The 23576-nt window shown below is 67.8% G+C and carries 21 protein-coding genes and 1 pseudogene; 12 read left to right on the top strand and 10 right to left on the bottom strand.

Annotation, left to right across the window (positions count from 1 at the left end; translation table 11 throughout):
• Window positions 1-29 precede the first annotated feature (29 nt).
• From B0920_RS00780 to B0920_RS00765, 4 genes are read right to left on the bottom strand one after another with little or no spacing between them, the layout of a single operon-like run.
• Window positions 30-647, bottom strand: a complete 618-nt coding sequence (locus tag B0920_RS00780) for a tRNA-uridine aminocarboxypropyltransferase (protein WP_078030697.1) — start codon at window positions 645-647, stop codon at window positions 30-32.
• Window positions 648-701: 54 nt separating this feature from the next.
• Entirely contained in the window at window positions 702-2072 is a 1371-nt protein-coding gene (locus B0920_RS00775; protein ID WP_229455091.1) for an efflux transporter outer membrane subunit, read from the bottom strand.
• Window positions 2073-2080: 8 nt separating this feature from the next.
• On the bottom strand, window positions 2081-3160 hold the full coding sequence (locus B0920_RS00770; RefSeq protein WP_078030695.1) for an HlyD family secretion protein: 1080 nt from the start codon (window positions 3158-3160) through the stop codon (window positions 2081-2083).
• 1 nt (window position 3161) lies between these two features.
• Complete coding sequence (locus tag B0920_RS00765) at window positions 3162-4838, bottom strand: MFS transporter (protein WP_078030694.1); 1677 nt, start codon at window positions 4836-4838, stop codon at window positions 3162-3164.
• A gap of 230 nt (window positions 4839-5068) precedes the next feature.
• On the opposite strand from B0920_RS00765, the gene B0920_RS00760 reads away from it, so the two are divergent.
• From B0920_RS00760 to B0920_RS00735, 6 genes are all read left to right on the top strand, one after another.
• On the top strand, window positions 5069-6316 hold the full coding sequence (locus B0920_RS00760; protein ID WP_229455090.1) for a dienelactone hydrolase family protein: 1248 nt from the start codon (window positions 5069-5071) through the stop codon (window positions 6314-6316).
• Window positions 6317-6491: 175 nt separating this feature from the next.
• A complete protein-coding gene (locus B0920_RS00755; protein ID WP_078030692.1) occupies window positions 6492-7682 on the top strand; it encodes a triacylglycerol lipase in 1191 nt (396 codons plus the stop codon).
• A gap of 239 nt (window positions 7683-7921) precedes the next feature.
• Window positions 7922-10078 (top strand): TonB-dependent siderophore receptor, encoded by a 2157-nt coding sequence (locus B0920_RS00750; RefSeq protein WP_229455087.1) that lies wholly within the window; start codon window positions 7922-7924, stop codon window positions 10076-10078.
• 11 nt (window positions 10079-10089) lie between these two features.
• Window positions 10090-11208, top strand: coding sequence for a PepSY domain-containing protein (locus B0920_RS00745; protein WP_078030690.1), 1119 nt, complete (start codon window positions 10090-10092; stop codon window positions 11206-11208).
• Window positions 11205-11939, top strand: a complete 735-nt coding sequence (locus tag B0920_RS00740) for a hypothetical protein (RefSeq protein WP_078030689.1) — start codon at window positions 11205-11207, stop codon at window positions 11937-11939. The genes B0920_RS00745 and B0920_RS00740 overlap by 4 nt, the downstream gene beginning before the upstream one ends.
• Entirely contained in the window at window positions 11936-12286 is a 351-nt protein-coding gene (locus tag B0920_RS00735; RefSeq protein WP_078030688.1) for a hypothetical protein, read from the top strand. Before B0920_RS00740 ends, B0920_RS00735 begins: the two co-directional genes overlap by 4 nt.
• A 296-nt stretch (window positions 12287-12582) precedes the next feature.
• Here the strand turns inward: B0920_RS00735 and B0920_RS00730 are convergent, their stop codons facing one another.
• Window positions 12583-13476, bottom strand: a complete 894-nt coding sequence (locus B0920_RS00730; protein ID WP_078030687.1) for a LysR family transcriptional regulator — start codon at window positions 13474-13476, stop codon at window positions 12583-12585.
• Window positions 13477-13564: 88 nt separating this feature from the next.
• Between B0920_RS00730 and B0920_RS26180 the strand changes: the two are divergent.
• Both B0920_RS26180 and B0920_RS26175 read left to right on the top strand, forming a co-directional pair.
• A pseudogene (locus B0920_RS26180) lies at window positions 13565-14338 on the top strand (NAD(P)H-dependent oxidoreductase); the annotation flags it as partial.
• Window positions 14321-14773 carry a nuclear transport factor 2 family protein gene (locus B0920_RS26175; protein WP_267873367.1) on the top strand — a complete coding sequence of 151 codons (453 nt, stop codon included), beginning with the start codon at window positions 14321-14323 and terminating at the stop codon, window positions 14771-14773. The pseudogene B0920_RS26180 and the gene B0920_RS26175, both read left to right, overlap by 18 nt.
• 83 nt (window positions 14774-14856) lie before the next feature.
• Here B0920_RS26175 and B0920_RS00720 read toward each other — a convergent pair whose 3' ends face one another.
• The 4 genes from B0920_RS00720 to B0920_RS00705 all read right to left on the bottom strand — a co-directional run bounded on the left by B0920_RS00720 (window position 14857) and on the right by B0920_RS00705 (window position 18160).
• Complete coding sequence (locus tag B0920_RS00720) at window positions 14857-15909, bottom strand: nitronate monooxygenase family protein (RefSeq protein WP_078030685.1); 1053 nt, start codon at window positions 15907-15909, stop codon at window positions 14857-14859.
• A gap of 106 nt (window positions 15910-16015) precedes the next feature.
• A complete protein-coding gene (locus B0920_RS00715; protein ID WP_078030684.1) occupies window positions 16016-16798 on the bottom strand; it encodes an SDR family oxidoreductase in 783 nt (260 codons plus the stop codon).
• A complete protein-coding gene (locus tag B0920_RS00710) occupies window positions 16795-17121 on the bottom strand; it encodes a nuclear transport factor 2 family protein (RefSeq protein WP_078030683.1) in 327 nt (108 codons plus the stop codon). The genes B0920_RS00715 and B0920_RS00710 overlap by 4 nt, the downstream gene beginning before the upstream one ends.
• A gap of 127 nt (window positions 17122-17248) precedes the next feature.
• Window positions 17249-18160 (bottom strand): LysR family transcriptional regulator, encoded by a 912-nt coding sequence (locus tag B0920_RS00705; RefSeq protein ID WP_078030682.1) that lies wholly within the window; start codon window positions 18158-18160, stop codon window positions 17249-17251.
• Between the two features lie 97 nt (window positions 18161-18257).
• Between B0920_RS00705 and B0920_RS00700 the strand changes: the two genes are divergently transcribed.
• The 4 genes from B0920_RS00700 to B0920_RS00685 all read left to right on the top strand — a co-directional run bounded on the left by B0920_RS00700 (window position 18258) and on the right by B0920_RS00685 (window position 21923).
• Window positions 18258-18584 carry a nuclear transport factor 2 family protein gene (locus B0920_RS00700; RefSeq protein WP_078030681.1) on the top strand — a complete coding sequence of 109 codons (327 nt, stop codon included), beginning with the start codon at window positions 18258-18260 and terminating at the stop codon, window positions 18582-18584.
• Between the two features lie 44 nt (window positions 18585-18628).
• Window positions 18629-18967, top strand: coding sequence for a hypothetical protein (locus B0920_RS00695; RefSeq protein WP_078030680.1), 339 nt, complete (start codon window positions 18629-18631; stop codon window positions 18965-18967).
• A gap of 244 nt (window positions 18968-19211) precedes the next feature.
• Window positions 19212-21458: an ATP-binding protein gene (locus B0920_RS00690; RefSeq protein WP_078030679.1), complete on the top strand. Its 2247-nt coding sequence runs from the start codon at window positions 19212-19214 to the stop codon at window positions 21456-21458.
• Window positions 21459-21467: 9 nt separating this feature from the next.
• Window positions 21468-21923 carry a response regulator gene (locus B0920_RS00685; protein ID WP_078030678.1) on the top strand — a complete coding sequence of 152 codons (456 nt, stop codon included), beginning with the start codon at window positions 21468-21470 and terminating at the stop codon, window positions 21921-21923.
• On the opposite strand, the gene B0920_RS00680 is transcribed toward B0920_RS00685, so the two are convergent.
• Window positions 21910-23544 (bottom strand): response regulator, encoded by a 1635-nt coding sequence (locus B0920_RS00680; RefSeq protein ID WP_078030677.1) that lies wholly within the window; start codon window positions 23542-23544, stop codon window positions 21910-21912. The two genes, B0920_RS00685 and B0920_RS00680, sit on opposite strands and share 14 nt — an antisense overlap.
• Window positions 23545-23576: the final 32 nt, after the last annotated feature.

Genomic DNA, 23576 nt, shown 5'->3' with positions numbered 1-23576 from the left:
CAGTATGGTACGCCGCCTTCACTGAACATTCAAGTGCCGCTCAGGCGCGGATCGTAGGCGGCTTGTTGTTCCACAAACCCGTCGAAGGCGGCGAACAGGGGCTGGAAGCGCGCCGCGTCCCCTTCCAGCTGCCCCAGCGCCAGGGCGGCCGCCTCCAGGCTCGACAGCTGATCCGGGGCGTGGGCCTTGCGGATCCGGTAAGCGGATGGCGCGACCTCACGCAAGGCCAGGCGCGGCAGGCGCTGCAGCGCCGGGTTCAGGTGCAGCATCTTGCGGCTCTTGCGCCAGGTCGCGTCCAGCACCACCAGGCGCAGGCCGGCGGCCGGCCCCTCCTCCCAGGCCGGCGGCGCCGGCAGCCGGGAGTCGCCCGAGGTGTCGGGATACAGCAACACGGGCCTGCGCCCGTTTGCGTACAGCAGCGCATCGAGCTCCTCCAGCGCGAAGCTTTCGCCCACCGCCAGCACACTGCCCGTCACGCTCAGGTGCAGCAGGCGCGCGCTGTTCTTGGCGTTGCGCGTCTCCAGCGGATGCTGGAGCACCAGCAGCGCGGCGCGGGCCTCGACCGGCGCGATCCAGTGGCAGATGCAGGCCGCGGCGGCGCGCAGGCAGGTGGCACAGAGGGGACGTTTGGAAGCGGACGGGTTCATGCGGCGGGGTTCTGGCAAGGCCGGCGGATTGTAGCAGCCCGCCGGCGCGGCCGCTCAGGGCGCGGGCGCCCAGCCCCCGCCCAGCGCGCGGTACAGGTCGACGTGGGCCGCCAGCAGGCTGGCGCGCAGTTGCAGCACATTGGTCTCGGCGCTGAAGGCGTTGCGCTGGGCGTCCAGCTCTTCCAGATAGGAGGCGTAGCCGTTGGCGTAGCGCCTGTGGGCCACCCGCAGCACTTCGGCCGCCGCGACCCGCCGCGCCTCGGCCTCCTGCAATTGCTGGTCGAGCCAGCGCATGGCGGCCAGCGCGTTCTCGGTCTCGGCGAAGGCCGTGCGCACCACGTTCTCGTAGGTGAACACGGCGCGGTCGCGGGCAGTGGCCGCGATCTCGGCCTGGGCGCGCAGGCGGCCGGCGTCGAACAGCGGCGCCAGCACGCTGCCGCCGATGCTCCACAATTCCACCGGAGAGCGCAGCAGGCGCGCCAGGCTGGAACCCTCCGCTCCCACCGAGGCGCTGAGGCGGACCGCCGGCAGCAGCTGGTCGCGCGCGGCGGCCAGGCCAGCGTCCGCCGCCGCCACCAGGCGCTCGGCCTGGGCGATGTCGGGCCGGCGGCGCAGGAGTTCCGAGGGCAGCCCCGGCTCCGGCGCCGGCAGGCGCAGCGCGGCGAGGCCGGCCCCGCGCGCGATCGGGCCGGGACTCGCCCCCAGCAGCAGGCTCAGGGCCTGCTCCTGCTGGGCGATGGCGCGCTCCAGTTGGGGCACGGCGCCGGCGGTGGCATGCAGCTCGGCCTCGGCCTGCGACATCTCCAGGCGCGAGCTGTAGCCGACCTCGAACTGGTGGCGCGCCAGCGCATAGGAGCGCTGGCGCGAGGCCAGGGTCTCGCGCGCCAGCGCCAGCTGCGCGTCCAGGCCGAGCAGGTTCAGGTAGCCGGAAGCCGTGCTGGCGGCCACCGCCAGCGCCGCGGCGTCCAGGGCCGCCTCCTGCGACTCGGCCTCGAAGCGCGCCGCGCGCGCCGTCTCGGCCACGCGCCCGAACAGGTCGAGCTCATAGCTGGCCTGGACGCTGCCGACCAGCGAGGTCACTTCCACCGGCTGGCCCAGCGGGCCGATGGCGCGCGCGCGGGTCGGCGCGAAGGACAGGTTCAGTGCCGGCAGGAGGGCGCTCTCGGCCACCCGCACGCGCGCCGCGTATTCCTCTAGGCGCGCGCGCGCGATCCTGAGGTCGCCGTTGTTGTCGAGCGCGCGCCGCACCAGGGTGTCGAGGGCCGGGTCGCCGAAGGCCCGCCACCAGTCGCGGTCCACCGCCTGCGAGGGCGCGCTGGCCGGCGTGCGCCAGCCGTGGGGCAGCTCCAGCGAGGAAGGCGGCGCCGGCTGCGGCGCCATGCCGCAAGCGGCCAGCAGCAGCGCCGCGCAGGGCGCGAATAGCATGCGCCGCCTCATCGGGCCTCCCCGCGCGCTGAGGCGGTGTCGATGGTCGCCACCACCGACATGCCGGGCCGCAGGCGCGCCGCCAGCGGCTGGCCCGGGTCGATGCTGATCCGCACCGGGATGCGCTGGGCGATCTTGACGAAATTACCGGTCGCGTTGTCGGGCGCGATCACCGCGAACTCCGAGCCGGTGGCCGGCGCGATGCGTTCGACGTGGCCGCGGAGTATCGCGTTGTCGAGCGCATCCACCGTGAAGCGCACCGGCTGGCCCAGGCGCACGTCGGCCATCTGGGTTTCCTTCATGTTGGCGATCACCCACAACTGCTTCGGCACCAGGGCGGTGAGCTGGGCGCCGGCGTTCACGTAGGCGCCCTGGCGCACCGTCACCTGGCCCAGCTGGCCGTCGCGCGGCGCGTGGATGCGGGTGTTCGACAGGTCGACCTCGGCCAGCCTGAGCGCCGCTTCCGCGCCGGCCACCGCCGCTTCGAGCGAAGCGCGATTGACGTCCACCGAGCCCAGGTTCTGGCGCGCGATCTCGAGCGCGGCCCTGGCCTGGTCGCGCGCCGCCACCGCCTGGGCGCGCGCGGCGCGCGCGGCGTCGCGCTCGCGTGCCGACAGCGAGCCGTCGGCCGCCAGTTCCTCGACCCGGCGCAGGTCGGCCTCGGCGCGCCGCGCCTGGGCCTCGTTCGAGGCCAGCGTGGCCTGCCCCTGCGCGATGCTGGCCTGGGCGCTGCGCTGGCTCTGCGCGAAGTTCTCGAGCGCGGCGCGGCGGTTGGCCAGTTCGGCGCGCGCCTGGGCCACGCGCTGGGTCGGGATGCGGTCGTCGATGCGCATCAGGAGCTCGCCCTGGCGCACCTGCTGGAAGTCCTGCACCAGCACCTCGACCACGTAGCCCGACAGCTGGGGGCTGATGATGGTCACCTGGCCGCGCACCAGCGCGTTCTCGGTGCTCTGCAGGGTGCTGCGGAAAGGCGGCAGCTTCCAGGCGTAGAGCACGATCAGGATGCCGGTCAGGGCGACGGCCCCGAAGGCGAGCGCGCTGAGCAGGATCTTGCGTGGGCGATTGGGCGTGGTGGTCGGTTCTGGCATGTCAGTCGGTCACGGGTTCGGGTGGTGGCGGCCCGACGGGCGGCTGGGGCGGCTGGGCCGGCGCGGGCGCGGGTGGGGTCTGGTAACGCAGCCACAGGGCGTGCAGGAAGATCCATGCGGCGCTCGCTGCGGCCAGGATGGCGATCACGAAGAAGACGTCGTTGTAGGCCAGGATGTTGGCTTCGCGCGTGGCACTGGCCTGGAGCGCGGCCAGCCCCTGGCGCGTGCGCGCCTCGGGGTCGGCCAGCAGGCGCGCGCTGGCGGCCGCGCCCTGCTGGATGCGGCTGGCCACCAGCGGGTCGAGCACGCTCAGGTGCTCGACGATGACCGAGGAGTGGAACTTCTCGCGCAGCACCTGGAAGGTGCCGACCATGGCCGAGCCGAGCAGGCCGCCCAGGTTCTGGCTCAGGCCGAGCAGCACCGAGAAGCTGATCAGGTTGCCCGGATTGGCGATCACGGTGCCGATCAGGGAGATCACGGCCGGTCCGATGAACAGGGTGCCGCCGAAGGCCATCAGGCTCTGGCTCAGGTACATCTGCTGCGGGCGGGTCTGGCTGGTGGCGTGGGCGTCGAGCCAGGCGCCGAGTGCCATCAGCAGGAGCGCGATCACCTGCGGCGCCATCAGGTGCTGGATCGAGACGGTCAGCCCCGACACCACGATGCCGGCGACGGTGGCCGCCAGCACGATCGCATACAGGGTCTGGAGCTGGTCGTTGTCCAGCCCCACCGCGCGCAGGAAGCCGACCGCGCCCACGCTCTGCTCCGACAGCACGATGCGCACCAGGACCAGGGCCATCAAGAGCCGCAGGATGTTGGCATTGGTCAGCCAGCGCACGTTGAGCAGGGGGTTGACGCGGTTGTGCTCGACGCAGATGGCGGCCGCCAGCAGCGCGATGGAACAGGCCAGCGCCACCCCGATCCAGGGCTGCTCGAACCACCACAGCACGCGCCCGAAGGTCAGCACCACGCACAGCAGGGCCACGCCCGGCGCGAACAGCGCGAAGGTGAGGAAGTCCAGCGGCCGGAAGGCCTTGAAGCGGTCGCCCGGCGGAAGCTTGAGCAAGAGCACCGCGCCCAGCGAGACCAGCGCCAGGCCCAGTTCGAAGATGTAGAGCCCGCGCCACTCGGCGATCTGCAGCAGGTCGTTGGAAAAGATGTAAGCCAGCGGCAGCGCCAGCTGGGCCGCGCCGAGCGAAATCGCCACGCCCTTCAGGCGCCATTCCTTCTTGAAGGCTTGCAGCGTGTAGAACAGGCCGAGCGGCGTCATGGCCGCCCCCAGCATCCCGTGGGCGGCGCGCACCGCGATCGCCGAGCCGAGGTCGTTCACGAACAGGTGGGCGAAGGTCACCAGCGCGTACAGCACCAGGAAGAACTCTGTGAACAGGCGCAGCCCGAACTGCTGGCGGAATTTCACCAGCAGCAGGTTCATCGAAGCGTTGGTCATGACGTAGGCCACCGGCAGCCAGTTGGTCTCGGTGGCGTAGGCGCCCAGCACGCCCTGCAGGTTGACCAGGTTGACCACCACCAGCGCGTTGCCCAGGCCGCCCGTGACGGTGACCAGGATGCCGACGAACAGATAGGCAAGGCGCAGCGGCGTCGGATGAGCCGGGGTGGACGGAGAGCCCGGAAACATCGGCTTTTCCTCGGGTGTCCACTGGCGCGGCGCGTACTTGCTCATCCCTTGTTTTTCCTGACACGTTGTCACTTCCACATGATACCCGTTGGTGGAAAACGACGGTGTTTGCCTGGAGGTATCTGATGGGATAGACAGTTTTGCCACACGCAAAAATTTAGCACCCGGAATTGCTAGATTGAGTATTGCTCTGCGTCTAGGGCCTGCCTAGAATCAATTTATTCCGTGCGGAAATTATTCCGTGAAGTAGCCCCACCGCAGTGACCCGAGCAGCCATGTTGAACGTCCGTTTTTCCGTCCGTACTCTCGCTTCCGCCGTCCTCGCCGTATCGGTCTTGTTTCCCGCCGCCGCCATGGCGCAGGAGCCGCCGCTCGATTACCGCATGAACGAACGCATCGTCCAGGTCCCTGCCGGCACGGAAGGCCAGGCCAGGCTCGAAACCACGGTGTTCCGCCCCGACGGCGCCGGCCCCTTCCCGCTCATCATCATCAACCACGGCAAGGACCCGGGCCGCCCCAGCCTGCAGCCACGCGACCGCTTCTACCACATGGCCAGCGCCTTCGTGAAGCGCGGCTACGCGGTGATGGTGCCGATGCGCCAGGGCTTCTCGAATTCCACCGGCCGCTACGCCGACCACGGCTGCGACATGACCGCCAACGGCTACAGCCAGGCCGGCGACATCCGCGCCACGCTCGAGTACGCGCGCCAGCAGCCCTGGGTCGACAAAGACCACGTGGTGGTCGCCGGCCAGTCCTATGGCGGCCTGGCGACCGTGGCCCTGGGCGCCGAGCGCCTGCCCGGCGTGCGCGGCCTGATCAACGTCGCCGGCGGCCTGCGCGACGACAGCGACCGCTGCGCCTGGCGTTCGCAACTGGTGTCGGCCTTCGCCGAATACGGCCGCAAGAACACCGTGCCCACGCTCTGGCTCTACGGCCAGAACGATTCGCTGTTCGGCCCGGAACTGGCGCAGCGCATGTTCAGCGCCTTCGAAGGCGCCGGCGGGCGCGGCCGGCTGGTCGAGTTCGCGCCCTTCAAGCGCGACGCCCACGGCATGCTGGCCAGCCGCGACGGCGAAAAGGTCTGGCTGGACGACACCATGCGCTTCCTGAAGGAAGTCGGGATGCCGACCCAGGTGGTGCGCGAAGTGGCGCCGCCGCCGAGCCCGGCCAAGACCGACTATGCGCGCGTGGACGACGTCGAGGCCGTGCCCTTCCTGTCGGAACACGGCAAGCGCGCCTACGCCGACTATCTCACCAAGATGACCCCGCGCGCCTTCGCGGTGTCGCCGAGCGGCGCCTGGACCTGGGCCGAGGAAGGCGAAGACCCGGGCGCGCGCGCCCTGGCCACCTGCAGCGCCAAGAGCACCCAGCCCTGCCGCCTGTATTCGATGGACGACTACGTGGTCTGGAACGGCGAGCGCATCGACGCCGCCGAGAAAGCCGCCGCCACCGCCGCGCTCAGTCCGCGTCCGGCCGCTCCGGCCACCTCCGCTCCCACCACCTCGGTCGGCGGCACGCGCTGATCGCCGCGCGCCGGCGCCGGCCGGCCGCCTTTTGCCGGCAAGCCAGGCTGTCAAGCCCGTCGCGCACGCTTTCCGTGCGCCGGGCCGGGCAAGCGCGTCGTGGTCAGACGCAGCGCAAACCGCTTCAGCCCGCCTCCTCCGACAATGTGCCTGACACGTTCATCGGAGAAGCAGGATGTTGCGGTTTTTTCAATCCTGGGCGCTGGCCCTGCTGCTGGCGGCGGCCGGCTGCGCGCCGGCGCTGGGCGCCAACAATTATCCCGTCATCATGGTGCATGGCTTCCTCGGCTTCGGCCCGGACGAATTCCAGCACAGCGGTTTCAACTACTGGGGCGGCTACGGCGACATCGCCCGCCACATGCAGGTCTACCGCGGCCCGCGCAACGTGTTCGCGGCGGCCGTGGGGCCGATCAGCTCCAACTGGGACCGCGCCGCCGACCTCTACGCCCAGATCAAGGGCGGCTGCGTCGACTACGGCGCTGCCCACGTGCGGCGCCACGGCACGCCCGGCCAGGTTCAGAAACCGCCCGGCAAGTGCTGGGCGGCCGATCCGGCCGACAATCCCCAGGGCTATCCGCTCGCCCTCTACCCCGCCTGGGACGCCGCCCACCCTATCCACTTGATCGGCCACAGCCAGGGAGGCACCACCATCCGCGCCCTGATCGAACTGCTGGAGCACGGCTCGCCCGAGGACGAAGGCGGCGGCGAGCTGTTCAGGGGCGGCAAGGTCGGCTGGGTGCGCAGCGCGACCACGATCTCGGCCCCGCACAACGGCACCACCCTGAGCGACGCGGTGTTCGACATCATTCCTACCCTGCGCACCCCGCTGCGCGAACTGCTCAGCAACCGCGCCGCGCAATGGGAGCTGGCGCCGGACGGGGCGCGCGAATTCAACCGCTGGGCGCGCACCTCGCCGCACGTGGTGTACTACTCGGTGGGGACGCTGGCGACCGAGGCCGGGAGCTGGTGCTGCAACGGCACCGACCGCGTGATCGCGCCGGTCCAGACCACCGCCTTCCAGTACGCGCGCGCCGACATGATCCCTTACTTCAAGCTGTTCGCCGGTGAGTGGATCGTACCCTCGCCCCTGCAGCGCGGGATGGGCAGCTATACCCAGGACGCGCCGGGACGCCAGCGCATCGACAGCGACTGGTTCGCCAGCGACGGCGTGGTCAACACGGTGAGCATGCGCGCGCCCAACGGGCACCCGGCGCGCGACTTCGACGGCAGGTCGGTGCCGGGCTGCTGGAACTACCTCGGCACCTGGCGCGGCTACGATCACTTCGACATCCTGAACTGGCCGAACGGCGGGCCGTCGGCCAATCCGCTGTACGAGAAGATCAGCGACCTGGTCTTCGCGCTCTGACGCGCGGGAAGGCATGGATGGCGGCAGCGATGCCAGCACTGCTCCCTGCAACAGCGGCAGGTCCAGAACGCGCCCTGCGATAGCGTCCATCGGGTTCAAGGGTCCGCGCTGATACGCAATTCTCATTTCTTGGTTCGAGGAAAAAACATGAATGCAAATCATTCTCATTATCATGTACAATCCAGGTCCAGTTCATATGCCCCACGGGCGCCGCCCTCACCTCGATACCGAATCGCACCATGTCGTCCCGCTCCGCTCAGAAAAAAAATGATCTCGGCAGTCATGCCGTCATGAGGTTCTCGCTCACGCCACTTGCTCTGTGCATCTCCCAGCTGGCATTCGCCCACCCTGCCGCTGACGACGCAAGCAGCGCCAACGCGGACGGCGTCGCAACCGAGGTGCAGGTGGTGCGGGTCAACGCCACTGTGGAAAAAGACACCGGTTTCGCGCCGACCCAGGCGCAGACCGCCGGCAAGGCTCCAATGCGCCTGCTCGAAACGCCACAGTCCATCAGCGTCGTGACCCGCGAACTGATGGAATCCCGCCAGATCACCAACCTGCAGCAGGCCCTGCAAACCGTGGCCGGCGTCAGCCCGGTCAACTTCGGCCGGCGCGGCGTGGACGACATCAATATCCGTGGATTCCGTTCAACCGAATCGCTGCTGATCGACGGCCTGGTGCAAAGCCCGGGCATGTGGACGCGCATGACGCCTTATGGCTACGAGCGCTTCGAAGTCTTGAAGGGCACCGCCTCGATCCTGTATGGCCAGGTACAGCCGGGCGGGATCGTCAACGCGATCAGCAAGCGTCCCAAGACCCAGACCTTCAACGAGGCGTCGATTGAAGTCGGCAGCTTCGGCCTGCGCACCCTGTCGGGCGATTTCAACCGTCCGATGTCGGGAGACGGCAAGTCGGCCGTCCGGGTCAATGCGCAGGTGTCGGAGGTGAAGGACCCCACCGATTTTGTCTATCGCAAGGACCGCTGGGCGGCGCCATCGGTCTCGTTCGACCTCGGCGCCAAGACCGACCTCGTCCTGTTCGCAACGTACAGCCAGAGCGAGTGGCTGCGCCAGCAAGGCGTGACGCCGTACGGCACCTTGCTGCCGAATCCGAACGGTCCGGTTTCGCTGACACGCTTCACTGGCGAGCCGGGCTTCGGCGCCTACGACATCGAACAGATCACGGTCGGTTATACGCTGGAGCACCAGTTCACGCCCGATCTGATCCTGCGCCAGAACGTGCGCCACGAAACCGAAAAAGGCGTGGGTAATTTCGTCGCCAACGGCGTGCTGCAAGCGAACCGGCGCCTGCAGAACCGTACCGCTACGCGCCAGTACATGGACTACGACCTGCTGGCGACCGATACCTCGCTGTTGTCGCGCTTTTCCGCGCTCGGCGTGCGACACCAACTGGTGGCCGGACTCGATGCGCGTTCCGGCACCAGCCACCTGGGGGCACGGTCCTGCAGCCTGGCGCCACTCGACCTGTACCAGCCTGTGTACGGAGCGGCCGCGGCATGCCCGGCCAACCTGACCAGTGACGCGCCGTCCAAGCTGACGGTCACCGGATTGTATGCACAGGACCAGATCAAGTTCGGCAATGGCTGGACGGCGCTGATCGGAGCGCGTCATGACCGCTCGAAGAACGACACCGACAACCGCCGCACCGGTCAGCGCACGATCGAGAAGGACGATGCCACTACCTTCTCCGGCGGCCTGGTGTATGCGATCACGCCGAACTGGTCGGTCTACGCCAGCCGCGGCGAGTCCTTCCTTCCGGTGGGGGGCGTGACCTTCGCCGGCGAACAGTTCGAGCCGGAGACTGGCCAGCAGTGGGAAACCGGCTTGAAATACGAAGGCTTCGGCGGCAGGGTGACCGGCTCGCTGGCCTTGTTCGACCTGCGCCGCCAGAACGTCACCACGGCTGATCCGTCCCACCCCGGTTTCAGCATCCAGGCCGGGGAGCAACGCGCGCGCGGCGTCGAATTCGAGGCCGGCGCCGACCTGCGCAACGGCTGGAAGCTCACCTCCAGCTACGCCTTTACCGACACCGAGGTCACGCGAGACAGCAACCCGGAAATCCTCGGCAAGCCGCTCAATCTCACGCCGCGCCATACCGTGGCGCTATGGGCATCCTATCGCGTACCCGTCTTCCAGCGCGTCAGCGTGGGCCTGGGCGCGCGCTATGTCAGCGAGCAGAAAGGCGCACTGCCCTTCACGCTCCCATCGTACACGGTTGCCGATGCCTCGCTGACCTACGCCGGCAAATCATTCCGCGTTACCGCCGGCGTGAAGAACCTGTTCGACCGCCAGTACTATGACGGCGCAATCAATGCCAATGTGGTGTCGCCGTCCATGCCGCGTAACTACGCGGTCAACGCCACCTTCTTCTTCTGAGCAGGCGCACGATGACCCGGCAGCGCACCTTGAACATGCTGTTCACGATTCATTCGTGGGCCGGAATCGTCACGGGGCTCTTGATGTTCATCGTGTGCTTTTCAGGTGCGGTGGTGGTGTTCAAGCATGAGATCGACCTGTGGGCCAATCCGGTGCTCGCCGAGGGTACACGCACCGCCAGGATGGCGCCGCTGGACGACATCGTACGCAAGGTGCACGAAGCTTATCCCACCAGCACGCTGGAATCGGTTTGGTTCCCGGATGACGTCAATCCGAATGTCTTCGTGTTGATCCGCGAACACGACCAGCCCGCGAACCAGCGCACCAAGCTGGCGCTGCGCTCCGACAATGGTGAGGTGATGGGACCGGTCGACAGCCAGCTCGGCCAGTTCCTGCGCATGCTGCACGTATTCCTGTTCGTGGGTCCGCGCTGGATCGTGGGCTTCCTCGGCGTGACGATGCTGGTGCTTATCGGCACCGGCGTCGTGATCCACCGTAAGATCATCGCCGAACTGTTCACGCAACGCTGGGGCCGCAGCCTGCGCGTGGTGATGTCCGACCTGCACAAGGCCGCCGGCGTGTGGGGACTGGCATTCCATATCATGATCGCCTTCACTGGTGCCTGGCTCGGCCTGGCGCCGGTGTTCGAGCGCGGCTTCGACTACGCCACCCAATCGAACAAGGTCCAGCCTGCAAAACGACCCGAGCCGGCGCCCGCGGTCATGCAGTCGCTCGACGCCATGCACGCAAAGGCGGCACAGGTAGTACCGGGCTTCAAGGCCAGGTTCGTGTCGCTTCGTAACTGGGGCATGGCCGATGCGCATGTCGCCTTCGCGGGCCGGCTGGAAGATCATCTGGCCAGCACGGCACGGGTAGAGTTCAACGGCGCGTCCGGTGCGATCAAGTCGCTGCACGATCCGCGCCACAAGGGCTTCTGGAGTCAGTTCAACGGACTGATGGAGCCACTGCATTTCGGCGACTTCGGTGGCCTGGTGCTCAAATGGCTGTACTTCCTGCTCGGCCTGACACCTGCCTTCCTGTCGCTTTCCGGAACGCTGATCTGGCTTGACGGCCGCGAGCAGCGGCGCCGCCCAGCCACCGCATCTTCGCACGCAGGACGGGCAGCATGATCGAGCGCTTCTTCCTTGGCCTGCATGCGACCGTTCCGGCCACCCTGGTCATTGTCACCCTGGTGCAGTTGTTCCCGCCGGAGCGGCTGACGTCGCCGGCGTTGCGGCCGGCATGGGTCGTCTGGCTGACCGTCGGCATCTGGCTGGCATCGTCGCTGCTGCTGGCGCTGTCGCGACGCCGTATCGTGCTCTGGAAAATCGCGCTGCACTCCACCGGCGCCCTGCTGCTGGCCGCAGCGTGCGCCGGGATGGCAACCGGTGCCCCGATCGCGACCAGCATGCTGATATCGCTCGCCATCATCGGCACGCTGTGCGTGGCCGCCGCAGCGGCAATCGGAGAGCACCGCGTCAAGCGGCACCAGCAGGCGGCCCGGTCGACAGGGCTTGAGCGCCGCCAGGCTGGTCCCGGTTCCCGGCTGTCGCAAGTCATGCGCGGCCTGCCGTTCGGGATCGCAGGCGCCCTGCTGGTCGAGGCCTTCCGCCTGGCCCACCTCGGACAGGACGCGCTACGGGGGGCCGGGATGGTCGGCATGGTGATCGCATTCTTCCTGCTCCTGCCCGGCGCCACGCTGGCCACGTGGCTGCCACGCACGGCCGCGCTGCTGTTCGGCGCGGCATCGCTGCTGTGGGCCCTGGTGGCCCTCAAGGCCCAGCTGCCGCAGTGGTGGCTCGCGGCGCTGCTCTGCGGCGCGCTCGCGGTCGGTGTCGGCCTCCGCCGGAGGCGGGCATGAACACGGTCATCATGATGTTTGCCTGCCTCGCCACGCTGGGCGGGCTGGCTGCCTGGTGCCGGGCGGTGCCGACACGCGCCCTGGGCGATACGCCGGCGCCGGCCAGGCTGCGCACCGCGGCGCCTCTCATCGGCGGCACGATCGGCGTCCAACTCCTGGCATGCAGCCTGGCGGCCGGGATGGCGGCCGCCGTAGTGACCGTCTGGTGCGCCTGGCTGGCTGGCGGCTTGCTTTTCGTGGCGGTTCTGAACGGGCACCCCGCGGCCCTGCCATGGAGCGAACGCATCGGACGGGCCGCCCTGCTGGTCACCGGCTTGCTGTTAGCCCGGCACTTCTCCCAGCATTGACAGCTCAGTTGACCCGCTTGCGAAAACGAGCGCGGTATCTGATGCGGCCTGTGCCTCACAACCCGGACGTGGCGCGGATCGGCCCGCAGTTCGACGTGACTAGTGGCGTCTGGACGCAAGTGAGCGAAGTGACCCGAGCCCCACAGTGGAATTCGGCAGCGCCAAGCCAGGGCGGTCAGCGAAGGCCGCTGGCATGCCGTCGGCAGCGCGCTGGTAAAGAGCGCGCACACCAGGCATGGACCGCGCCGTCGTGATCGCTCAGGCGCGACCTTGCAACCGGAGCCAAGGCATCCGGTTCACACCGACGCGGCGATCGTCTCCCGCAACCACTGATGGGCCGGATCCCGATGGGAACGCTCATGCCAGAGCATCAGCATGTCGTAGCCGGGCAGCTCCACGGGCGGCTCGATAATCTGCAGCGTTTGGGTATCTTGAATGAGTCGCGAGGGCACCATCGCGACAAGGTCGGTGCGGGCCAGGACGGTCATCATCAACAGGAAATGGGGAACCGACAGGGCCACCTTGCGCCGCAATCCGACTTTGGCAAGCGCGTCATCGGTTACCCCATGAAATCCGCCCCGGTCCGGCGACACCATGACATGCTCCAGTTCGCAGAACTGCTCGAGACTCAGTTGCGGATGCAGATGCGGATGCCCCACCCTGCCGGCCAATACATAACGCTCGGCGAACAGCGTGCGACGGCGCAGTCCGGGATGAGAGCCTTCACCGGTATGGAAGGCAAGGTCGACTTCGCCTTGTTCCGCTTGCCTGGCGAGGAGCGAAGGGACCATATCGAGCACGGCAAGCCGGGTTGCCGGCGCCGCCGCACGGATGGTCGGCATCGCTGGCACGAGTATCGTCGATGCACTGGAATCCGAAGCGGCGACGCGCCAGGTCCGGTCGGACTGTGCAGGGTCGAACCGGCGCGCCGGCGTCACCGCCATATCCAGCGACTCCAGCGCCTGGCGCAGGGGCTGCATCAATTCCTCCGCTCTTGCGGTGGGCTGCATACCGTGTGGCCCCGGGAGCAACAGTGGGTCGCCAAATATATCCCTGAGCTTGGCGAGATGAACGCTGACGGACGGCTGTGAATAGTTGAGGCGCCGTGCTGCCCGCGTCACGCTCCGCTCGTCCAGCAGCACGTCGAGCGTCACTAGCAGGTTCAGGTCCAGTCTTCGCAGATTAAGCATCTTAATAGGGCGAATGTTAAGTATTCATTTCCAATATAACAGAGCAGGTCCTATCCTGCCTCATCGCCTTCCCTATGAAAGATCAGTCATGAACATACTTCTCGTCTACGCACATCCGGAGCCGACTTCCCTGAACGGCGCGCTGAAGGATTTCACGGTCGACAGGCTCGAACAGGCTGGACACGCCGTCGCCGTGTCGGACCTGTATGCGATGCAGTGGAAAGCCCAGGCCGATGCGCGCGATACCACCCGCCGCGTCTCCACTTCCCGGTTCAATGTCGCTCTCGAATCCAAACACGCCTTCGAGAACGGTTTCCAGGCTGAAGACATCGCAAGCGAGCAGAAAAAGCTGCAATGGGCGGACGCCGTCATCCTGCAATTCCCGCTGTGGTGGTACTCCATGCCGGCCATTCTCAAAGGGTGGGTGGAACGGGTATATGCCTACGGTTTCGCCTACGGTGTCGGCGAGCATTCCGATACGCATTGGGGAGATCGTTTTGGTGAGGGAAAACTGGCCGGAAAACGCGCGATGCTGATGGTGACGGCCGGAGGCTGGGAATCACATTACGGTCCGCGCGGGATCAACGGTCCCATCGATGACCTGCTATACCCGATCCAGCACGGCATCCTGTACTACCCGGGCTTCGATGTCATGCCGCCCTTCGTGGTGTACCGCGCGGACAGCACGGATGGGGCCAGGCTCGCCCGCATCCACGATGAACTGGGACGACGCCTCGACACCCTCTTCACCGCGGATCCCATCGCGTTTCGACCTCAGAACGCGGGAGAATACGACATACCCGCGCTGACGCTGCGCGCCGATATCCTGCCCGGACAAACCGGCATGTCGGTGCATGTCTCGGACCGCGAGCCAAAGAACACGGATGCGTCACATCGTGCGAACAAACTCCTGGTCGACGCCTTTCTCGGTCACTTCGAAACGTCCGGCGTCAAGCAGCTGCTCGACATGATGAGTGATGACGCGACCTGGTGGGTGAACGGCAAACCGCATCTTTTTCCGTTTGCCGGCCTGAAGACCAAAGCAGAGATGGAGTCCGTGCTTGGCGGGCTTTTCGCTCTCTTCGATGGCGGTCTGAAAATGGAATTGAACAGCGTGGTCGCCGACGGTGATATCGTGGCTGCGCAAGCCCGCTCGCTGGGACTCACGAAGACCGGCAAATCGTATGAGAACGAGTACCACCTGCTCTTTCGACTGCGAGACGGGAAGATCGCCGAGATACGGGAATACACCGACCCCATGCACGCTGTCGAGGTCCTGGCGGATGCTTCGAGTTGAGCCCGATGGAGACGTGCTCTCGACAGCTTCCGGCCGCGTGTCGAGACCGTGAGCAAGCACGGGGCCTCTCCGGCGGGACGGTCTCAGTCAGCACTCATTTCGGCAGCCAGGGTGTCGACCAGGCTGGCGGCCGGCATCTCGCGCGCCAGCGCGAAGCCTTGGCCGGCCAGGTTGACCGAGTAATCCTGCACGCCCCGGGCGGCGGCTGACGCATGCAGGGACATGGTGGCGTCGTAGGCAATCGGATAGTCCGGGACGGGAGGATGGCCGGGCGCGCCGATGTCGTCGAAAACGCGGTTCACCAGCCCGCGCGCCGGCCGCCCGGAGATCTCCGCCGTGACCGCCGTGCGCAAGCCCTCGGGCTGGCGCAGCAACTGGCGGTGGTGGGCGGTGGCCGAGGATTCCGGGCACAAAATGAATGCAGTGCCGAGCTGGGCGCCGGCCGCGCCCAGGCGCAGCACGGCGGCGATGCCCTGGCCGTCCATGACGCCGCCGGCCGCCACCACCGGAGTCCGCAGGCGCGATGCCAGCAGGCGCGTCAGGGCCAGGGTGCCGATCGCCGGCTCCACCTCGGGGTCGAAGATGCCGCGGTGCCCGCCCGCCTCGTAGCCCTGGGCCACCACCACGTCGATGCCGGCGGCCTCGATCGCCAGCGCCTCGGGCAGCGAGGTGGCGGTGGCCATCAGCACGCAGCCCGCCGCGTGCAGGGCCGCGATCCAGGACGGCTCGGGCAGGCCGAAATGCAGGCTCACCACCGGCGGCGCTTCGGCGACCAGCAACGCGAGCATCTCGGGGTCGGCCAGGAAGCTGGTGAAGACTTCGCGCAGCGCGGCCGGCGGGGCGGCGCCGAGCCCCTCGAAGTGAGGCCGCAGGTGCTCCAGCCAGCGCGCTTCGCGCGCGGGGTCGGCCCGGGCTGGACGGTGGGCGAACAGGTTGACGTTGAAGGGCTTGCCGGTCAGCTTGCGCACTTCCTGGATCGCGGCGCGCGCCTGCGCGGCCTTGCCGGCGCCCAGGGCGATCGAACCGAGCGCGCCGGCCTCGGACACGGCGGCGGCCAGCTTGGGCGTGGACACGCCCGCCATGGGCGCCTGGATGATGGGATGGCGGATGCCGAGCAGGTCGGTCAGTTGCGTCATGGTGGTCGTCTTTCGGGCTGTCCTTGTCGATGCAGTGTTCGCGCCAGCCCCGGCTGCCCCGATGCGTTGCAAATCGGGGCAGCCGCGCAGCCGGACGAGCCGCCGCTTAAACGGTCGGCACGGTGCCGCCGTCGATCACGTGCTCGGAGCCCGCCACCGATGCGGCGCGCGGCGACACGAGGAAGGTGATCAGGTCCGCGACCTCTCGCGGCTTGGCGGGACGCCCCACCGGGATGCCGCCGAGCCAGTCCATGATGAGCTTCTTTCCGCCCTCGTAGTCCGTGCCGTTTTCGCGTCCCATGCGCTCGGCGAAATCCACCGAGGCTTCGGTTTCGATCCAGCCCGGCGCGACGCTCAGGACGCGCACGCCCTTCGGCGTCACTTCCTTCGACAGCGACTTGCTGTAGGTCGACAAAGCGCCCTTCGCCGCCGCATACGCGGTGGTCGATTCCGGAAGCGGAAGCACGCGCTGGATGGAGCTCACGTGCAGGATGACGCCCGCGCCCTTTGCCAGCATGCCCGGCAGCAGTGCGCGATCCAGGCGCACGGCGGCCATGAAATTGAGGTTCAGTTCATCGAACCATACCGCGTCGGTGAGCGCCGCGAACCCGCCCACCGGCGCGGTGGAGCCGCCGACGGAATTGACCAGGATGTCGAGGCCGCCCCACCGCTGCTCGACCGCGCGGGCCAGTTCGGCCACGCCCTCCGGCGTCGCCAGGTCGGCCGTCACGTAGGTGACGCCCGGCAGCGGCTCCTGCGGCGCGGAGCGCGCCGACGTCATCACTTCCACTCCCGCCTCCAGCAGGCTCTTGACGAGGGCGGCGCCCAGGCCCTTGGTACCACCGGTGACCAGGGCGCGCTTTCCGTTCAGTTGAAGGTCGAAGCTCATACCGAAATCTCCAGCGATCCGATCAGGCCACGCTCGAGGCCAAAGCGGTAGGACAGGTTGACCGGGCTCCCCGGGAAGTTGCCGCTCACCGCAGCGCGGACGACCTGAATACCACCGTCCTCGTTCAGGGCGAAGGGCACGGTCGTCGCGTTGTACTTGGCCGAGGCCGCGGCCATGAAGGCCTTGATGGCGTCGACGCCGATGTAGGTGTGGCCGTCGTCCTTCAGGACGGCGTCCGGCACGAAGCAGTTTGCCAGGGCTTCAGGATCGTGTTCGGCCGCGAAGTAGTCGGCGATTGGCGCGGGAAGCGTCAGGGTGCTCATGTTGTTGGCTCCATGTGGGGTGACAGAGAGCCCATGATGCGCCGAATCGAAAGATGAGGGAATGCTCCATAAATCGCACGGGTTGTGAAGAAAAGCGTACACAATCCGCCGACCGGGTCCACCCCGGCTATGTCTGGGCGAACGGCCCCCGATCCAGCAGGCAGTCGATGAAGGCGCCGAGCGCCGCCGGCCGGTGCTGCCGGTTCGGGTAGTAGAGGAAGAGCCCGGGCCGCACGATCGACCAGTCCGCGAGGACCTGCACCAGCCTTCCCTGCGCCAGCAGTTCGCCCACGCCGTCCTGCTCGAAGTGGTAGGCGATGCCGAGTCCATTCACTGCGGCGGCGACGCCGATGTCGGCATGATTGGTGACGACCGGGCCATTCACCGCGATTTCGACACGCTGCTGGCGCTTCTTGAATTCCCACCGGTGGTAGCGGCCATCGATCTGGAGCCGCCAGTTGATGCAGGCATGCGCGTGCAGGTCGGCGGGCGACATGGGTACGCCCCGGCGCGCGAGGTAGTCCGGCGAGGCCACCGCGACCATCTTCAGGTCCGGCGTCAGGCGGATGGCGACCATGTCCTTCTCGAGCTGCCCACCGACGCGGATGCCGGCGTCGAAGCGCCCGGCCACGATGTCGGCCAGCGCGTCGTCGACCACGATGTCGAGTTCCACCTCGGGGTGGACCTCGTGGAAGCGCGCGAGCCGCGGACCGATGATCGTCCTGGCTGCGATCCCGAGGGTGTTGATGCGCAGCGTGCCGCTCATCCGCCCCGTGGCTTCGCTGGCTTCGGTGACCGCGACCGCCATTTCGCGGAACAGCGGGGCCAGGCGCTGGTACAGCTGCTCACCGCTCGCCGACGGCGCGACGCTGCGGGTGGTCCGATTCAGAAGCCGGGTGCCGATGCGGCGCTCCAGCTGGCGGATGGTCTGGCTGAGCGCCGAGGGCGAGAGACCGAGGTGCTCGGCCGCCCGCGCGAAGCTCTGGCGTTCGACCACCGCGACGAAGGCTTTCAACTCGGCGAATTCGGAACCGCGCATTATGTGCTCTTTCCTACATAGCAAATCCCAATTCTAGGCCATTCTCTACATCGGCACCATCGTGCATCCTGTGGACTCTCTTTCCAAGGAGTTCGCCATGCCAGCCCTGACCCTCCCCGAGCCGGTTGCCGCCTACCTGGCGGCCGACACGCACGGCCCCGACGAGGTCGCCCGCTGTTTCACGCCCCAGGGCGTGGTGAGAGACATGGGCCTGACCTACGTCGGCCGCGAGGCGATCCGGGCATGGAAGGCGGCGTCGACCTCGTATGCCTATGTGGTGGTGCCCTTCTCGGTCGAGCTCATCGACGGCGTCCACCTGGTCTCCTGCCATGTGGCCGGCAGTTTCCCGGGCAGCCACGTCGATCTCACGATGCGCTTTCGCCTCGAACGCGGCCTGATCGCCAGCCTGGAGTTCACTGTATAAGCCTCGGCCCTTGCAGGCGCCGCCGCGACGATGAAGGAAAGCGCATGGTACTTCGTGAAGATCTATTGCTGCCCTACGAGCGACTCGCCTTGATCGAAGCGCTGCGGCGCGACCTGAAGATCCAGCAGGAGCTCGCCAAAGTGGACGGGCCTTGGCTGAGCTGGCACCAGTACAACGTCCGCATGGTGAAGCGCTTGCTGGATGCGATCAACCCGAAACGTCATCATCCCGCTGAGGAAGGTATGCGATGGCATGAACCCTTCCAGCCCGCCGGCTGCGTGACGGATGCGGACAACCCGCTGGATACCATGCCGATGACGATATCAGCCATCCCCCACGAGCAAGAGCCGGGCGAGAAGCCGGGCGAATTCGCAGCGGCCTGATGCACGCGGCGCAGGCAGCGCGCCAGGCCCCGGCAGCCGTGAGAGCTTGCCGTCCATGTACATACTGACCTGAAACATGGACCGGAATACCGCAAACGGCGACGATACCGCCACGCAAGGCGCGTCCGCCGACGCGCCGCGCAAGGCGCATAGGACTTGCACGAATAGCACAGTGTGAAAAAACTCGGCCGCTTTCACGTTACAATAGTGCACTGTTTGTCCAAGCGTCTTACTTTAGAGCACCATGACCCAGGCTTCCCCCGAGCAACTCGACCTGTCCGCCTGCGACAGGGAACCGATACGCACGCCCGGCAGCATCCAGCCGCACGGCTTCATGCTGACCCTGTCGCCTGCCCTCGAGGTGCTGCAGGCCAGCGCCAACCTGGCCCAGTGGGCCGGCATGGATGCCGGCGAGGCCTTGGGCCGCCCGCTGCGCGAGGTGATCGGCGAGCCCGCCCACGCGCGCCTGGCGCTGGAACTCGGCAGCGGCACCCTGGGCGCCCGGCCGCTCTACCTGGGCACGGTGACGATGGAAAACGGCCGCCACTTCGACGTGCTGGGCCACGCCTGGGACAAGCTGGTGATCGCCGAGTTCGAGGCGGTCGACCGTCCGCGCCCGGCCGACTTCCGCCACCTCTATCCCCTGATCAGCGATTTCCTGGCCAGGGTCAACGAGCACGCCTCGATCCCGGCCCTGACCGACCTGGCCGCGCGCCACGTGCGCTCGGTGACCGGCTTCGGTCGCGTGATGGTCTACCAGTTCGACCCGGCCGGCCACGGGCGCGTGGTGGCCGAATCGAAGGACGCCGACTACGAGTCCTACCTCGGCCAGTCCTTCCCCGCCAGCGACATTCCGGCCCAGGCGCGCGAGCTGTACACGCTGTCACCGATCCGCCTGATCCAGGACGCCAACTACGTCCCGGCGCCCCTGCTGCCGCCGCACAATCCGGTGACCGGCAAGGCCAACGACCTGTCCTTCGCCGCCCTGCGCAGCGTCTCGCCGGTGCACCTGCAATACATGCGCAACATGGGCACCCTGGCTTCGATGTCGGTCTCGCTGCTGGTCAAGGGCAAGCTGTGGGGCCTGATCTCCTGCCACAACACCTCGCCGCGCCCGGTCTCGGTCGAGCAGCGCACCGCCTGCGAGCAACTGGGCCAGATCCTGTCGCTGTGCATCGAGTCGCGCGAGGACGCCAGCGAGCTGCAGTTCCGGCTCGAGGTGCGCCGCATCATGGTCGAACTGCTGGGCCACCTGACCAAGGGCAGCGACTTCCTCGAGAACATGAGCGGCGTCTTCCCCGAGCTGCTGCGCTTCGCGCGCGCGGGCGGGGTGGCGATCGTGGCCGACGACCGCATCCTGACCTATGGCGACACCCCGGACGAGGCGGCCATCCGCGCGCTCTCGACCTGGCTGGCGGTGCAAGGCCACGTCGAGGTCTTCCACACCAGCCACCTGGCGGCGGTCTACCCGCCGGCCGGGGCCTTCACGCGCAGCGCCAGCGGCCTGATGGCGCTGCCGATCTCGCGCATCCACAAGCACTACCTGCTGTGGTTCCGCCCCGAGCTGGTGCAGACCGTGGAATGGGCCGGCAACCCCTACGAGAACAAGATCGCCGCGCCGAACGCGCCCACCCAGCTGTCGCCGCGCACCAGCTTCGCCGCCTGGCGCGAGACCATCCACGGCCACAGCCTGCCCTGGCACAGCGCCGAGATCGAGCTGACCACCGAGTTCCGCAGCGCCCTGCTCGGCATCGCGCTCGAACGCGCCGAGCAGATGGCCGAACTGGCCGAGGAACTCGGGCGCGCCAACAAGGAACTGGAAGCCTTCTCCTACTCGGTCTCGCACGACCTGCGCGCGCCGCTGCGCCACATCGTCGGCTTTTCCGACCTGCTGCTGGAATCGGCCGGCACCGAAGACGCCGACCGGCGCCAGCGTTTTCTGAAGAACATCAAGGAATCGGCGCGCCTGGCAGGCAAGCTGGTCGACGACCTGCTGTCCTTCTCGCAGATGGGCCGCGCGGCCCTGCGCCCGACCGCGGTCGACATGAACGACCTGGTCTCGGCCTGCATCGACAAGCTCGGGATCGACATCGGCCAGCGCAACGTCGACTGGCACATCGACCATCTGCCCACGGTCCAGGCCGACCCAAGCTTCCTGCACCTGGCGGTGTACAACCTGCTGTCCAACGCGGTCAAGTTCACCGCCCAGCGCGACCCGGCGGTGATCCGCATCTGGGCCGAGGACGGCCCCGAGGAAGCCGTGTTCCACGTCGCCGACAACGGCGCCGGCTTCAACATGGACTACGTGCACAAGCTGTTCGGCGTGTTCCAGCGCCTGCACCGCATGGAAGACTTCCAGGGCACCGGCATCGGCCTGGCCAACGTGCGCCGCATCGTCGAGCGCCACAACGGCCGGGTATGGGCCGAGTCCCGGCAGGGAGAAGGCGCGACCTTCTCGTTCAGCATCCCCAAATCCTCACCTACCCCCTAAGGCCGTACCATGCTCAAGCCCATCCTTCTGGTGGAAGATAACCCCAACGACCTCGAGCTCACGCTGATCGCGCTGTCCAAGAGCCAGCTCGCGAACGAGGTGGTGGTCGTGCGCGACGGCGCCGAGGCGCTCGACTACCTCAAGCGCCAAGGCGAGTTTGCCAGCCGCGCGGTCGGCAACCCGGCGGTGATCCTGCTCGACCTCAAGCTGCCGAAGGTCGACGGGCTGGAAGTGCTGAAGGAGATCCGCCAGACCGAGAACCTGAAGCCGGTTCCGGTGGTGATGCTCACCTCGTCCAAGGAAGAACAGGACCTGGTGCGCAGCTACGAACTGGGCGTCAACGCCTACGTGGTCAAGCCGGTGGACTTCACGGAGTTCGTGCGCGCGATCGCCGACCTCGGCATCTTCTGGGCCGTGCTCAACGAACCGCCGCCGGGCTCGCGCCGCTACGTCAAGCCCAAGTAGCCTGCTGGCGCCCGGCCGCGCGCCGCCCGCGCCGCAGCAGGTGGCGGATGCGCGCGCTCAGCGCGTCGGGATGATAGGGTTTCTGCAGCAGGTGCACCGAGGCGTCCAGCTTGCCCTCGTGGGTCAGCACGCCCTCGGCATAGCCCGAGGTGTACAGGATCTGGGCCTCGGGCAGGCGCTGGCGCACGATCTCGCCCAGCTGCAGGCTGCTCACCGGCCCCGGCATGATCACGTCGGTGAACACCAGGTCGACGAGCTGGCCGCTCTCGATGATCGCCACCGCCGCCTGCGCGTCGGCCGCTTCCAGCACCTGGTAGCCCAGGGCCGACAGGATGCCGCAGGTCGAGGAGCGCACGTCGTCCTCGTCTTCCACCACCAGGATGGTTTCCAGTCCGCCGGTCAGCGGTATCGCCGGCACCTGCTCGGCCACGCTGGGCGCGGCGTCGCTGCGCGGCAGGTAGATGCCCACCGTGGTGCCGCGTCCCACTTCGCTACGCAGCACGATCTCGCCGCCCGACTGCTTGACGAAGCCATAGGCCATCGACAGGCCCAGGCCGGTGCCCTGCCCGGTCGGCTTGGTGGTGAAGAAGGGTTCGAAGGCGCGCTGCAGGACCTCCGGCGCCATGCCCTTGCCGGTGTCGCTCACCTCGATCGCCACGTAGTCGCCGCGCGGCAGTTCGGGGGGCAGGCCGTCGGCCTGTGCCGACACGTTATAGGCGCGGATGGTCAGGGTGCCGCTGCCGGCCATGGCGTCGCGCGCGTTGATGGCCAGGTTCAGCAGCACGTTGTTGAGCTGGTTGGGATCGACCATGGTGCTGCCCAGGCCAGGCTCGATCTCGGTGACCACGCGCGCGCTCGGGCCCAGCACGCGGCGCATCATGTCGTCCATGTCGCGCACCAGGTGGCCGGGATCGATCACCACCGATTGCAGCGGCTGGCGGCGCGCGAAGGCCAGCAGGTGCGAGGCCAGCTTGGCGCCGCGGTCGACGCCGGCCAGCGCCATCTCGACCCGGGTGCGGGCCGCCTCGTTCAGGCTGCCGACCAGCTTGAGCAGCTGGAGGTTGCCGCCAATGATCTGCAGCACGTTGTTGAAGTCGTGGGCCACGCCGCCGGTGAGCTGGCCGATGGCTTCCATCTTCTGCGCCTGATGCAGCGCCGACTGGCTGGCGGCCAGCTGTTCCTGGCTCACGCGCAGCGAGACGAAGGCCTGGTCGCGCTGGCGCCGCGCGATGCAGGCGCCGCTGTGGTAGCGCACCCGCGCCACCAGTTCGCGCGGGTCGGGCCACTTGACCAGGTAGTCGTTGGCGCCGACTGCGAAGGCCTTGGCCTTGATGTCGGGATCGTCTTCGGAGGAGAGCAGGACGACGGGCACGTCCTCGGTGTCGGGATTGGCGCGCAGGCGGGCGGTAACCTCGAAGCCGTCGAGGTCGGGCATGCGCAGGTCGACCAGCACCACGGTCGCCTTGACCTCGCGCGCCACCTCGACCGCGCGCCCCGGATCGGATTCGTAGCACAGCGTGTGACGCGCGCAACCCTGCAGGCCGTGGGCGATGATGTCCTGGGCGAAGGGCTCGTCGTCGATCAGCAGCACGGAACAGGCGGAAGTGTCGTCGTCGATCATTTGCAACTGCTGGCTTTCAGGGCTGGTCGAAG

Source organism: Massilia sp. KIM (assembly GCF_002007115.1).
Lineage (GTDB): Bacteria > Pseudomonadota > Gammaproteobacteria > Burkholderiales > Burkholderiaceae_D > Telluria.
Note: the sequence above shows the minus strand (reverse complement) of the source record. Positions and strands in the feature narration are given on the sequence as shown.

Bases quoted from the DNA above. Each gene is read 5' to 3' on its own strand.
- B0920_RS00780 (WP_078030697.1), bottom strand. From the start codon at position 647: ATGAACCCGTCCGCTTCCAAACGTCCCCTCTGTGCCACCTGCCTGCGC.
- B0920_RS00775 (WP_229455091.1), bottom strand. From the start codon at position 2,072: ATGCTATTCGCGCCCTGCGCGGCGCTGCTGCTGGCCGCTTGCGGCATG.
- B0920_RS00770 (WP_078030695.1), bottom strand. From the start codon at position 3,160: ATGCCAGAACCGACCACCACGCCCAATCGCCCACGCAAGATCCTGCTC.
- B0920_RS00765 (WP_078030694.1), bottom strand. From the start codon at position 4,838: ATGAGCAAGTACGCGCCGCGCCAGTGGACACCCGAGGAAAAGCCGATG.
- B0920_RS00760 (WP_229455090.1), top strand. From the start codon at position 5,069: ATGTTGAACGTCCGTTTTTCCGTCCGTACTCTCGCTTCCGCCGTCCTC.
- B0920_RS00755 (WP_078030692.1), top strand. From the start codon at position 6,492: ATGTTGCGGTTTTTTCAATCCTGGGCGCTGGCCCTGCTGCTGGCGGCG.
- B0920_RS00750 (WP_229455087.1), top strand. From the start codon at position 7,922: ATGTCGTCCCGCTCCGCTCAGAAAAAAAATGATCTCGGCAGTCATGCC.
- B0920_RS00745 (WP_078030690.1), top strand. From the start codon at position 10,090: ATGACCCGGCAGCGCACCTTGAACATGCTGTTCACGATTCATTCGTGG.
- B0920_RS00740 (WP_078030689.1), top strand. From the start codon at position 11,205: ATGATCGAGCGCTTCTTCCTTGGCCTGCATGCGACCGTTCCGGCCACC.
- B0920_RS00735 (WP_078030688.1), top strand. From the start codon at position 11,936: ATGAACACGGTCATCATGATGTTTGCCTGCCTCGCCACGCTGGGCGGG.
- B0920_RS00730 (WP_078030687.1), bottom strand. From the start codon at position 13,476: ATGCTTAATCTGCGAAGACTGGACCTGAACCTGCTAGTGACGCTCGAC.
- B0920_RS26175 (WP_267873367.1), top strand. From the start codon at position 14,321: ATGTCGGTGCATGTCTCGGACCGCGAGCCAAAGAACACGGATGCGTCA.
- B0920_RS00720 (WP_078030685.1), bottom strand. From the start codon at position 15,909: ATGACGCAACTGACCGACCTGCTCGGCATCCGCCATCCCATCATCCAG.
- B0920_RS00715 (WP_078030684.1), bottom strand. From the start codon at position 16,798: ATGAGCTTCGACCTTCAACTGAACGGAAAGCGCGCCCTGGTCACCGGT.
- B0920_RS00710 (WP_078030683.1), bottom strand. From the start codon at position 17,121: ATGAGCACCCTGACGCTTCCCGCGCCAATCGCCGACTACTTCGCGGCC.
- B0920_RS00705 (WP_078030682.1), bottom strand. From the start codon at position 18,160: ATGCGCGGTTCCGAATTCGCCGAGTTGAAAGCCTTCGTCGCGGTGGTC.
- B0920_RS00700 (WP_078030681.1), top strand. From the start codon at position 18,258: ATGCCAGCCCTGACCCTCCCCGAGCCGGTTGCCGCCTACCTGGCGGCC.
- B0920_RS00695 (WP_078030680.1), top strand. From the start codon at position 18,629: ATGGTACTTCGTGAAGATCTATTGCTGCCCTACGAGCGACTCGCCTTG.
- B0920_RS00690 (WP_078030679.1), top strand. From the start codon at position 19,212: ATGACCCAGGCTTCCCCCGAGCAACTCGACCTGTCCGCCTGCGACAGG.
- B0920_RS00685 (WP_078030678.1), top strand. From the start codon at position 21,468: ATGCTCAAGCCCATCCTTCTGGTGGAAGATAACCCCAACGACCTCGAG.
- B0920_RS00680 (WP_078030677.1), bottom strand. From the start codon at position 23,544: ATGATCGACGACGACACTTCCGCCTGTTCCGTGCTGCTGATCGACGAC.